Genomic DNA, 12,231 nt, shown 5'->3' with positions numbered 1-12,231 from the left:
ATTTAAAGCAAGGTTTTGCTCAATCGATAGTTTATAAGTAAAGAGAAAACCCTTCATCTCTATTATACAAAAAATTACAAATTTTAAAATAATTTTTATCTGTTTGTCGGATTTTTTCCTTTTTTTTCTTTTCTATTGACTTCTTGCTGATGGCAATGGCATGCTAGATGTACGCATACTATAAAAGGCAGGGGCTATCATATGGAAGTAACAAAAGAAGAATTGACGCAGGTGCTGTCCGCACTCATGCAACAGCTTACCGACAGTTGGACAAAAGAAAAAGTTCATTCCGATGTGCTCGAAGTCATCATGCAAATGAGAATTGACGCTGAAAATGAGGAAGAGTATATGCAGCTTTTGCTTGGAAACGTAGCATTTTCGACGGAATCGACGTATGCGCTGCAGCACATTTTCCAAACGATCCTCACGAATCGTTCGTTTCCATCGTCCGACGTCGTCGGAGCAATGCTCGAAGAAGCGCAGACGAGCATTCAAGAACAGCTTCCTAACATCATTGACCGGTACATCGAGCATTTTTCGCAAATTGAGGACAAAAAAGAACGGAAACAGCAGCTCGAACGCTCTTATTGTGCTATTTTAGTAGCCAACCGCATTAAAACGGATTTTATTCTCAGCTTTATCCACGAGCAAAACCAAGAAATCATGAAAGGATTTTTCCATGCCGAGCCCGTCGACGTGCTTGAAGCGTTCCACCATTTAAGCGGCGCATATGCTACATTGCTTTTAGAAGGGCTTGAACTCGAATACTAACAAAAACCAGCGAATTCGCTGGTTTTTTTATTTCAACCAGTCATACTGAATGAGACAAGCAAATATAATCCATAACGGATGCAAGTCCATAGGCTTTTATACGACATTACTTGGCCTATAGGAACATTTCATTATGCGCCTTTTGGAAGCGCGTACAACTAAAAAAGGGGGAATTTGGATGATTTATGCTCAGCCTGGACAACCTGGTTCTCTCATCACGTTCAAAAAACGCTATGAAAACTTTATCGGCGGTAAATGGGTTCCCCCTGTCGACGGAGAGTATTTTGAAAACATTTCTCCTGTCACAGGACAAGCGTATTGCGAAGTGCCGCGCTCGAAAGCAGCCGATATTGAATTGGCGCTAGATGCGGCGCACGAAGCGAAAGAAGCGTGGGGACGGACCTCTCCGGCCGAACGCGCCCGCATTTTGAACAAAATCGCGGACCGAATGGAAGAAAATTTAGAGATGCTAGCGGTCGCTGAAACGTGGGAAAACGGCAAGCCGATTCGCGAAACGCTCGCCGCTGACATTCCGCTGGCGATCGACCATTTCCGTTATTTCGCCGGCTGCATTCGCGCTCAAGAAGGCTCGCTTGCCGAATTGGACGACGATACGGTCGCGTATCATTTTAAAGAGCCGCTCGGCGTTGTCGGGCAAATCATCCCGTGGAACTTTCCGATTTTAATGGCTGCCTGGAAGCTCGCACCTGCCCTTGCCGCCGGAAACTGCGTTGTCCTGAAGCCAGCCGAACAAACGCCGACATCGATCCTCGTATTAATTGAACTGATCGAGGACCTTCTGCCAAAAGGAGTCATCAATGTGGTCAACGGTTTTGGGCTCGAAGCCGGAAAACCGCTCGCTTCCAATCCGCGTGTCGCCAAAGTCGCCTTCACGGGCGAAACGACAACAGGTCGTCTCATTATGCAATACGCATCGCAAAACATCATCCCAGTCACGTTAGAGCTCGGCGGAAAATCGCCAAACATCTTCTTTGAAGATGTCATGGAAAAAGACGATGAATTTTTCGATAAGGCGCTTGAAGGGTTTACGATGTTCGCCCTCAACCAAGGCGAAGTGTGCACATGCCCATCCCGCGCCCTCATCCAAGAATCCATCTATGACGCCTTTATCGAACGGGCGTTAGAGCGCGTTAAACAAATTAAACAAGGCAACCCGCTCGATACGACAACCATGATCGGGGCGCAAGCGTCTTCGGAACAACTCGAGAAAATCTTGTCCTATATCGACATCGGAAAGCAAGAAGGAGCCGAGCTGCTCATTGGCGGCGAGCGCAACTTCTTAGAAGGCGAGTTGCGCAGCGGATATTACGTGAAACCGACTGTCTTCAAGGGTCACAATAAAATGCGCATTTTCCAAGAAGAGATTTTCGGGCCGGTCGTGTCGGTGACAACGTTCAAAGATAAAGACGAAGCGCTCGCGATTGCTAACGAAACGCTATATGGGCTCGGCGCCGGCGTGTGGACGCGCGACATCAACACCGCTTACCGCTTCGGACGCGGCATTCAAGCAGGACGCGTCTGGACGAACTGCTATCACGCCTATCCGGCTCATGCCGCGTTTGGCGGATACAAAATGTCGGGCATCGGACGCGAGACACATAAAATGATGCTTGAACACTATCAACAAACGAAAAACTTGCTCATCAGCTACTCACCGCAAAAATTAGGATTCTTTTAATAGCTAAATAGAAAGCCATTGTGCACCCGACAAAGGCAGCGCGCCGAGACGCGCTGCCCTTTTTTCAAAAGGAGGGAAACGGATGCAACCGAAAGTCATCGCCACCGAAGCGGCACTTGCCCTCATCGAAAAGCTGAAAGCCAAATACGGGCCGCTGATGTTTCACCAATCGGGCGGCTGTTGTGACGGCAGCTCCCCGATGTGCTACCCGCAAGGCGAACTGATCATTGGCGATTCAGATGTGCTCCTCGGCGAAATCGGCGGCTGCCCGTTTTACATCGCCGCCGCGCAATACGAATATTGGAAACATACGCAGCTCATTATCGACGTCGTCCCCGGACGCGGCGGCATGTTTTCGCTCGAAGGCCCCGAAGGTGTGCGCTTTTTGACCCGCTCGAAAGTGTTTGATTAATATAAATATAGGCAGAGCGCTTCTTCCTGTCATTGGAAGGGGGCTCTGCCTTTTTTCAAAATAAGCTCAATGAATCCATAGCTTTACCATTCTGCAATGCTGCCATCTTTATGTCTCCAAACAGGGTTTCTCCAATGATGTCCTACTTTGGCCAATTCTCTTACACGTTCTTCGTCCATTTCAATTCCTAAACCAGGGCCATCTGGGATTTTTACATAACCGTCCTTATATTTGAACACGCTTTTATCGACAATGTAATCCAAAAGGTCGCTTCCTTGGTTATAGTGAATTCCAAGGCTTTGTTCTTGAATAAAGACATTGTAACAGGTCGCATCTACTTGCAGACATGCCGCTAACGCGATAGGACCCAACGGACAATGAGGCGCCGCCGCTACATCAAAAGCTTCAGCCATAGAGATGATTTTCTTACATTCCGTAATGCCTCCTGCATGGGATAAATCGGGTTGAATAATGTCCACATAACCGCCTATAAGGACATTTTTATAGTCCCATCTCGAAAACATTCTCTCTCCTGTTGCAATCGGAATATTCGTCGCCATAGCAATCTCTTTTAGCGCCTCATTATTCTCCGGTAATACGGGTTCTTCAATAAACATTGGCCGATACGGCTCAAGCTCTTTTGCCAAAATTTTAGCCATCGGCTTATGAACCCGCCCATGAAAATCGATTGCGATTCCGATATACGGGCCTACAGCTTCGCGCACAGCCGCAATCCGTTCTACTGCTTGGTCAATTTTTTCATACGAATCAATCATCTGTAATTCTTCCGTTCCGTTCATTTTCAATGCTGTAAATCCCGCCTCAACTGCCTCTTTGGCTGCCGCTCCTACATCCGATGGGCGATCCCCTCCTATCCAAGAGTATACTTTAATCGAATCCCTGCATGCGCCTCCTAATAGTTGATAAACTGGTGCATTGTAATACTTGCCTTTTATATCCCAAAGCGCCTGATCAATCCCCGCAATCGCGCTCATTAGAATAGGACCGCCCCTATAAAAACCGGCGCGATACATTAGATGCCAATGATCTTCTATTCGCAAAGGATCTTTCCCCACTAAATACTCCATTAACTCTCTTACCGCTGTACCTACCGTCTCAGCCCTTCCTTCGATAATTGGTTCTCCCCAACCAACGATCCCCTCATCAGTTTCGATTTTTAAAAACAGCCAACGAGGCGGCACTTGGAATAGTTCATAACTTATAATTTTCACTGTAAAATGCCTCCTTTTCTCAGCTTCTTCGCTATTTGAATAGCATGAAAAACGCTCCTCCGACATGATGGGCTGAGCGCTGGGATCATACCTGCTTATATATACGTATTTTGCATTCATAATAGAATCTTCATCGATATCGCTTGGGGACAAAAAACTTGCAGCTAAATCTTCGAGGTAATAGTAAATGCAGATGTTTTTGGCATTTGTCTAAAGCAGATTCCGGCGGGAGCTTCTTCACCCATTGCTATTTGGCTTACATCGACGCCTTCGCCGCGAACAGCGGAAAAAATCAACGCGCCAAACTCGCCTTTCCTGCACGGCTGGTCCCGCCTGTTTGATATCCCTGTTTGGCAAGCGCCATTAGTATGTTCGTTTCTACTCTTGCAATTCTAGCTAAAACATTCGTCGCATCCCCCATCTGTCTCGATGTATTAGATGAAAACGTAACCATTATTTTCCCAATCTATACTTACTACATCGACGATCGTTTTTCCTTTTCGCCAATAATAGATCCGTACATTCCGCCGGACACCTCCGTCGCATGCTGTGGCTTGCCGTGCCATGGCAGTGGCATTAATGATTTAGAAATTATCTAACGGTTTGACCGTTGTCATTGGTAATGCGGATTAAGTTTGATCCGTCATAGTGATAATGGTACGTGACGCCATTGACTGTTTTCGTTTCTCTGAGTCCATCTGGGCGATACGTGAAGCTTGCAATCGTGTTGCCGTTTAAGTCTTTGACCGAAAGCGGGCGTCCTTCTCCATCCCATGTGTATTGATAACGGTCGTCTTGCAAAAGGTTGCCGGCGTCATCATACGTAAACCCTTCGACTTCGTTGGCCGCATTAAACGTCAACGTCTTGCCATGCGGATTTTTCAAGTTTCCAGACGCGTCGTAGTCGTATTGAACCGTGTTGCCTTGGTACGTCCATGACTTCAAACGGTTGGCGAAGTCATACGTAAACAGTAATTGTCAAAATAGCTCTGATGATTTAGTCGCCTGTATCATATCCAAATGTCATATAGAATGCAGTGATTTTAATAATTATGGAAGGGGGTTTTCAGAAAAGATTGATGTTCTCCATTTATGTTGTGTTTGTGGACTAGCTTCGAGGTTATAGTAATGCCCACTCCCTGAAGAGCGTTTATGGTGGATGATACGATCTCCAAATGGAGTGGGTTTTTCATTTGAATTTATGAAACTATTATGCACGCTGCAACACGTTTAATATTATTATTTGACCCTTTCTTTACGCGAACCGTCTATCTTAACTCTATATAGTATATCGTTTTTATCAGAATTATAATAATAGATCCAGCCATCGATAAGGTTAAATGTAAATTGTATTGTATCTTCGCATATCTTCATTCTGTTTGTTCCATCAATTTTAATTCTATATAGATAACCATTGTCATTATAATTTTTATAGTAAATCCAATCATCCGATACAATGATACCAGAAGCGTTATCATCACTTACTTTCGTTTTAGAAGTCCCATCGGTTCTTATTTTATATATTTTGTCACCGTCTAAAACATTCACATAATAGATCCAACCGTCTGATACATTTATTTCTTCCGCTTCATTTGGAAGTATTTCCAATAGTTGTGTACCGTCAGTTTTGATTCTATAAATACTCTGCTTCTTGTCTGATTCATAGTGTATATAATAAATCCAATCACCCACTATATTTATTGCGCTAGAATTATGGTTATTTAATTTTCTTTTATTACTTCCATCTGTTTTCATTTTATAAAGATGATTATGGTCGGAGAGATTTACATAATAAATATCGTCGCTAACAACATGAACATCGCTTACATCATCGTTAGAGAGCCGTTGTTTTTGAGAACCGTCTATTTTTACCCTGTACAGCTTGCTATTGGGTCTCGATAATCCCGTATCAACCGTATAATAGATCCAATCGCCGACAACATTTATATAGGACGGTAAATCTCTATTAATTCTCATTGCTTGTTTACCGTTTTTTTTCATTTTGAAGAGACCATTCCGTAAATCCAGTAGCGGAATATGCGGGTCGGCAGAATTTGTGAAAAATATCCAATCACCTTGTTCGGCCACAAACGCATAATTGTTTATATTACCTGCTGAATTACCTTCTTGATTTCTATTTTTCACGATAGTTCCATCTCCATGCTCAGGAGTGCACCCAATTAAATGAAATACAACCCCAAAAATTAAAATAGTATAAAAAATACGCCTCATTGGGAACCTCCTATCAAATTTATTAAATGGCGGGGGAGTCGTGCCACTCAAAGCTCCCCTACCAAAAGCCATGAAATCAGCTCACCAGTCCTTCCAACCACGAATTACATCATCAGCTAGCCTAGGGATTCTTATCCTTTTTAATGTGTCTACTTGGAAATCGCTTAATATTGGTTTCCCCTTACGTGTGCCTCTGGCTAGTACTTCAGCGGATTTTTGCATGCAGTTATTATAAAAAACATCGTACTTCTCTGAAGGCTTAAGTAACTTTTTGGCATATGAGTATGATCCTTCGAAATTCCCCTTAATATAGACTGCACTTGTATATTTGCCGCCCGGCAACCCATTGTCTTTAAGCCATTTGTTCAGCTTTCCAAGATCTTTTACATTTCCACTAGGAACCTTACGCAAATAAACTTCTGCAGTACCATGAGGTTTGCCCCCACGTCCTCCCCAGTAAAAATAATACCAGGAACCATCCTTTCTTTGAATAAGGAGAGATGTGTGCCCAAAACCATGTGCACCATTCTTAGCTGTTATCCAAATAGCATCGTTGCCATCAGGATCATAATACATTACAGGGTTACTCTCACAATAGAGATATAAATTTTGAGTTAATGGTCTAGTGTCGTGCCCCGAGAATGCATCCCTCGAAACAAACCTCGCCGTTTCTGGATCGTAGTACCTTGCTTGCAGGTAGTACAGCTTCGTTTCCTTATCATAATAATATCCCGCATATCCTAACGGTTGTCCAGCAACAGCTGTATTTTCGGAAACCGAAAGCACTTTGCCCCACGGGTCGTAGCTGTAATTCGCAACCGTCGCACCGTTCTCATCAACAATGCGGACGACATCGCCGCGATAGTTCGTGACGTAGTAGAACGTATCACCATTCGCATTCGTCACCGTATTCGGTTTGCCATTCGCCCATGTGAATGCCCATACGGTTTGGCCGCTGTCATCTGTGATGCGGATTAAGTCCGAGCCGTCAATAGTTATATCTGCCCCAGCCTAGCCTAAATAAAAGGATGTTCCGACAAACGATTGGAACCTCCTTTTTCCGTTATTATGCTTCTCAAACATATCAATACATCTTGGCACCATTATTGATTGTGATTTTTATAATTATTAGAGTTTATCTAGCACCGCTCGTTAGTCTATATTCTTTTCTACAAAAATCTCATCCAATTCTGCGAGCGCTCCATACAGAGATGACTGAACAGCCGTTGTTTTTTCCTTTGACAATGCTTTTCTCAAACACTCTTTGATCTTTGTAAAATTATTCATATCGGCGATCTCTACAAGACTGTTTGCGACAGCACATCGCACCCTATAGGATTTGCACTTTAACATTTTTATAATGTCATTCAAATACCCTATCTCACCTAAATGATATAATCCTAAGTAAAATCCAAGACGTGCCCGATTTCGCCTCTCTCTATTTAATTTTTCTTTCAGTAACGAAATGATTCTCTTATCTCCTAATTTTCCAAGTACTTCTGCAGTATATGCACGGACAAGTTCATGCTTATCATCTAGGGATTGACAAAGGTATGGGATCGCTTCTCTATATTCAATTAAACCTAGTACTTCTGCAGCAGCAATCCGAACTAACAGATTTGGATCGTTTAATTTGGGAACTATAACCTCTCCTACTTCATCACCTGAGAAAAATCCTAATTGTTCTATGGCATACATCCGCACTTCGCTGTTAGAATGATCAGTTAATTGAATAAGTTTATTTTTTATATCCGTATTTGTATTAAAAGTTCCTAATATTTCAATAGCGGCTAGCTTCACTGCCAAGTCTTCATCTTCAACATAAGATAAAATCTCGTTGATTGTAGCTACTTCTACTTGTTGAGCTTCTCTTAATTCTTCTATTCTTCTAATTTTATCTTTTCTGTCCATAACCTCAGCCCCGTTAATTTTTTAACATTATTCATACCCATTCACCATTCACTAATATACCACCTATGTGTTATCTCTATGTTAATGTAAGAAAAACATTTCGCGCACTAAGTTGAAAACAAAACATTGTTTCAAAAACCCTACTCTATATGGAGTAGCGTGCATGGTAGAGCTGTTGCATACGCGTACCCCGTTGTTAGAATCCTCTTGAAAGAATCCATGCACGCAGAAGTCTTATATCAAGCCTAATAATAGGACAAGGTAATTTTTATATAGATATACAGATTTTATTCTTAGTTTTTATAGAGCTTAAGGTTCTAATCATCTATTTTATTAATGTTATTTAGATTTTCAGATACAAAAATCTATTATCTGTTTCTTTTTCGTTGATTTCGTTGTTTCCTCGCTTTCTCTTCTTTTACATAACGTTGTCGCTCTTTAGAAGATAAACTTTTATCTTTAGCCAGTCGCCTTATTTCATCATCGGATAAGTGGGTCAGCCCAGTATCTCTGACACGTTGTTTTCCACCCTTGGCAAAATATAGCCCCACCCCTATTGCAATACCATCTGCAATAGCTTGTCCTACAACAATAATTACAGGAATCGCCCAAGCAAAATGCCCATCCGGATCGACATTCATCACCGGATTGTTATTGGCATACGTATAGGCATTTTGAGTGATCGGATCATCTTTGTCTCCTGGATCTGGATCCCTCGAAAGAAACCTCGCCGTCTCTGGATCATAGTACCGTGCCTGTAGGTAGTACAATTTTGTTTCTCTATCGTAATAGTATCCCGCATATCCTAACGGTTGTCCAGCTACTGCCGCATTTTCCGAAACCGAAAGCACTTTGCCCCACGGGTCGTAGCTGTAATTCGCAACCGTCGCACCGTTCTCATCAACAATGCGGACGATATCGCCGCGGTAGTTGGTGACATAATAGAACGTATCGCCATTCGCATTCGTGACTGTATTCGGTTTTCCATTCGCCCATGTGAATGCCCATACGGTTTGACCGCTGTCATCTGTGATGCGGATTAAGTTTGATCCGTCATAGTGATAATGGTACGTAACGCCATGGACCGTTTTCGTTTCTCTGAATCCATCTGAACGATATGACAACATAGATGAAGGCCTTTCCCCGTATCGTATCGGGAAAAGGCCAGTCATTACCCACAGACACATTGTCTATTATACGCGACTAAAAAATTTCTTAAATATTTAGCCAAGGCCTAATAATACCAAATATTCCAATACAGAAGCATAAAATTGTACCAATAAACACTAGGACTTTAAAGAAATAATAATTAAAGATGGGCGGTAATGGAGTAAAATGTTTAAATGCTTTATACTTATCAGAATTCAAAATATTATCTTTAGTAAAAAGTTTATTGAACGCCCAACCAGAAACAAAGCTAAAGAAAATCAATATAATCCCGTAAAAAGTATCTGATTTTAGAAAATCCAACACTTTGATCACCGCCAATTTTTGTATTTGTTATATAGTTTCATTAAAAAAGGTTTAATACCTGCATAAATAGCACTGTAACGCTCATTGAGAAATGCCGTGACTTCATTTTCTAATAACCCCGAAATACCGAGTGTATCCCCCATCGTGTTAATCAAGTAAGTCAAAGGCGCTAAATGGCCGCTTAACATGTTTAAACCTAATGAGGAAAGCACCTTCGCTTCCCTTAACTCAGCAATTATACCGAAACCTAGAGCACCAGCCAAAGCACCTTTCCCCATTGTCCAAATCAAAGTGCCAAACTTAAAATGACGCCAAGCCTTTTTAACTCCATAGGTGGCAATAAGATCCGCGATGTACCCTATTACATTAATAAACGCGCCTGCTATTGCCCCTGCTACTATTTGACCCAAATGACCACTTGGGTCAGTATATTTAACGGGGTTATCCTTTACGTAAACATATTGGTTCAAACTGAGTGGATCGTCTTCAACTCCATGGAATGTATCCCTCGAAATAAACCTCGCCGTCTCTGGATCGTAGTACCGTGCTTGGAGGTAGTACAGCTTCGTTTCCTTGTCATAATAGTATCCCGCATATCCTAACGGTTGTCCAGCTACTGATGCATTTTCCGAAACCGAAAGCACTTTCCCCCACGGGTCATAGCTGTAATTCGCAACCGTCGCACCGTTCTCATCGACAATGCGGACAACATCACCACGGTAGTTCGTGACGTAGTAGAACGTATCGCCGTTCTGATTCGTGACCGTATTCGGTTTCCCGTTTGCCCATGTGAATGCCCATACGGTTTGGCCGCTGTCATCTGTGATGCGGATTAAGTTCGTGCCGTCATAGTGATAATGGTACGTGACGCCATGGACTGTTTTCGTTTCTCGGAGTCCATCTGGGCGATACGTGAAGCTGGCGATGGTGTTCCCGTTTACGTCTTTGACTGAAAGAAGACGCCCTTCTCCGTCCCACGTATATTGGTAACGGTCGTCTTGTAGAAGGTTGCCGGCGTCATCGTACGTAAACCCTTCGACTTCGTTGGCCGCGTTAAACGTCAGCGTCTTGCCATGCGGATTTTTCAAGTTCCCCGCCGCATCGTAGTCATATTGAACAGTGTTGCCTTGGTACGTCCATGACTTCAGACGGTTGGCGAAATCGTACGTAAACGTATGCGTATTCGTACCGTCAAAGTACGTCACGATATTGCTATCCGCATCGTATCCGTACGTCAAATCCAACGCATCGCCGCCGATAACACGCTGGGCGGTTAATCGTCCCCCATCATCATAGGATGAATAAACATTGAAGGAAGACGTATTAGCGCTATTTTTCAAACTTGTACGGATGGGCAGGCCTTTTTCATTGTAGTAAAACTCGGTCGTTTGGCCCGTCGGCACTTGAATGGACGCTAGATGCTGTAAGACGTCGTATCCAAATGTCGTGGTATATGAATGGCCGCCAGTCGTTTCCACATAGGAACTGCGCAGCCCGTTCGACGAGCTGTTCTCATCTGTCACATAGTTGTTTTGCAGCTGGTACCCGCTCGGTTCTTGAGACGTCTTCAAGCGGTTGTACGTGTCATACGTGAATGAGTACGTTTGGCCGTTTGCATCAATGCTCGTCACGTTTCCTGCATAATCGTACGTATACGAAGCGACTTTCTGGCCGTTGACCCATTTTTCAGTTAATTGGTTTTTGCTGTCGTATTTGAATTCTTGCTTGGCAAGAACCGTTGTATCTTTTCCTTGTTCGACCGACTTTAAGTTCCCGACATTATCATAATCGTAGCGAATGAATTTGCCTAACGGGTCTTGTTCCTGCGTCAACAAGTTGATCGCGTTATAATCCAGCGTCGTCACGTTATTTCTCGGATCGATCCGTGTTTTTAAGTTCCCTTGTGCATCGTACGTATACTGGGTCGTAATGCTTTGTTGTCCCGATGGATCCACTAACGTTACCGACGTTAACTTGTCTAAATAGTTATAAGTGTATGTCGTGTTTCGTCCAGCGGGTGTTGTGACGGATGTCTGGTTTCCATTCGCATCGTAACCGTACGATGTCGTTTGGTTTAGTACATTGGTCTCCGCTGTGACAAAATTGCCATCTGCACTATATATCGTGGTCGAAGTCGAAGCCCGTTCTTCGAGCTTCATATTGTCAAAATAGACCGTGCCGGATTGGTTGTTATAAAGGCCGTAAATTTTCGCCTGGCTAAAATCTTTCGCCGCCCGGAACGTCTTTTTCACAAACTGCCATTGATCCGTCAATGTTTTATCGAACGGAATCGTAAACGTTCCCGTTGTTCCATCGGTATAAACAAACGTCAACTGCAATGCAAAAGTACCTGTCGTATTTGGATTTTTCACATACGCCCAGCCGGACAATGTCAATGGATCGCCTTTTTTCCCACTGACGGAAACTTGTTGTCCGACATAACGGCTCGCACTGCTGACGCCATTAATTTTGACGGAATATTGTCCCGCTTTCTCTTGTTC

General features: G+C 43.3%; 11 protein-coding genes. 3 read left to right on the top strand and 8 right to left on the bottom strand.

The features are described from left to right. Window positions 1-201 precede the first annotated feature (201 nt). The 3 genes from N667_RS0108750 (at window position 202) to N667_RS0108740 (ending at window position 2,882) form a co-directional block, all read left to right on the top strand. Window positions 202-771: a hypothetical protein gene (locus N667_RS0108750; RefSeq protein WP_027409220.1), complete on the top strand. Its 570-nt coding sequence runs from the start codon at window positions 202-204 to the stop codon at window positions 769-771. 178 nt (window positions 772-949) lie between these two features. Next, complete coding sequence (gene adh / locus N667_RS0108745) at window positions 950-2,470, top strand: aldehyde dehydrogenase (RefSeq protein ID WP_027409219.1); 1,521 nt, start codon at window positions 950-952, stop codon at window positions 2,468-2,470. 82 nt (window positions 2,471-2,552) lie between these two features. Beyond that, the gene (locus N667_RS0108740) at window positions 2,553-2,882 is read left to right on the top strand and encodes a DUF779 domain-containing protein (RefSeq protein WP_027409218.1); all 330 of its coding nucleotides are present in this window, start codon (window positions 2,553-2,555) and stop codon (window positions 2,880-2,882) included. Between the two features lie 83 nt (window positions 2,883-2,965). Here the strand turns inward: N667_RS0108740 and dgoD are convergent, their stop codons facing one another. From dgoD to N667_RS0108700, 8 genes are all read right to left on the bottom strand, one after another. Beyond that, on the bottom strand, window positions 2,966-4,114 hold the full coding sequence (dgoD, locus tag N667_RS0108735) for a galactonate dehydratase (protein ID WP_027409217.1): 1,149 nt from the start codon (window positions 4,112-4,114) through the stop codon (window positions 2,966-2,968). A 292-nt stretch (window positions 4,115-4,406) separates the two neighbouring features. Further along, on the bottom strand, window positions 4,407-4,568 hold the full coding sequence (locus N667_RS19755; protein WP_156936099.1) for a hypothetical protein: 162 nt from the start codon (window positions 4,566-4,568) through the stop codon (window positions 4,407-4,409). Between the two features lie 137 nt (window positions 4,569-4,705). Further along, on the bottom strand, window positions 4,706-5,059 hold the full coding sequence (locus N667_RS0108730; RefSeq protein ID WP_156936098.1) for a hypothetical protein: 354 nt from the start codon (window positions 5,057-5,059) through the stop codon (window positions 4,706-4,708). A 294-nt stretch (window positions 5,060-5,353) separates the two neighbouring features. Further along, window positions 5,354-6,346: a DUF5050 domain-containing protein gene (locus N667_RS0108725; protein ID WP_027409215.1), complete on the bottom strand. Its 993-nt coding sequence runs from the start codon at window positions 6,344-6,346 to the stop codon at window positions 5,354-5,356. Window positions 6,347-6,427: 81 nt separating this feature from the next. Then, window positions 6,428-7,252 carry an RHS repeat-associated core domain-containing protein gene (locus N667_RS19095; RefSeq protein ID WP_051529997.1) on the bottom strand — a complete coding sequence of 275 codons (825 nt, stop codon included), beginning with the start codon at window positions 7,250-7,252 and terminating at the stop codon, window positions 6,428-6,430. 246 nt (window positions 7,253-7,498) lie between these two features. Continuing rightward, complete coding sequence (locus N667_RS19090; protein WP_027409214.1) at window positions 7,499-8,257, bottom strand: HEAT repeat domain-containing protein; 759 nt, start codon at window positions 8,255-8,257, stop codon at window positions 7,499-7,501. A 368-nt stretch (window positions 8,258-8,625) separates the two neighbouring features. Continuing rightward, window positions 8,626-9,384, bottom strand: a complete 759-nt coding sequence (locus N667_RS18445; protein ID WP_051529996.1) for an RHS repeat-associated core domain-containing protein — start codon at window positions 9,382-9,384, stop codon at window positions 8,626-8,628. A gap of 351 nt (window positions 9,385-9,735) precedes the next feature. Beyond that, window positions 9,736-12,231: RHS repeat domain-containing protein (locus N667_RS0108700; RefSeq protein WP_027409212.1), on the bottom strand; the 2,496-nt coding region annotated here is incomplete at its 5' end.

Source organism: Anoxybacillus tepidamans PS2, from assembly GCF_000620165.1.
GTDB classification, from domain to species: Bacteria; Bacillota; Bacilli; order Bacillales; family Anoxybacillaceae; genus Anoxybacteroides; species Anoxybacteroides tepidamans_A.
Note: the sequence above shows the minus strand (reverse complement) of the source record. Positions and strands in the feature narration are given on the sequence as shown.

Coding starts and splice junctions, on each gene's coding strand:
- adh (WP_027409219.1), top strand. CDS start 950: ATGATTTATGCTCAGCCTGGACAACCTGGTTCTCTCATCACGTTCAAA.
- N667_RS18445 (WP_051529996.1), bottom strand. CDS start 9,384: ATGTTGTCATATCGTTCAGATGGATTCAGAGAAACGAAAACGGTCCAT.
- N667_RS0108740 (WP_027409218.1), top strand. CDS start 2,553: ATGCAACCGAAAGTCATCGCCACCGAAGCGGCACTTGCCCTCATCGAA.
- N667_RS0108750 (WP_027409220.1), top strand. CDS start 202: ATGGAAGTAACAAAAGAAGAATTGACGCAGGTGCTGTCCGCACTCATG.
- N667_RS0108725 (WP_027409215.1), bottom strand. CDS start 6,346: ATGAGGCGTATTTTTTATACTATTTTAATTTTTGGGGTTGTATTTCAT.
- N667_RS19755 (WP_156936099.1), bottom strand. CDS start 4,568: ATGGTTACGTTTTCATCTAATACATCGAGACAGATGGGGGATGCGACG.
- N667_RS19090 (WP_027409214.1), bottom strand. CDS start 8,257: ATGGACAGAAAAGATAAAATTAGAAGAATAGAAGAATTAAGAGAAGCT.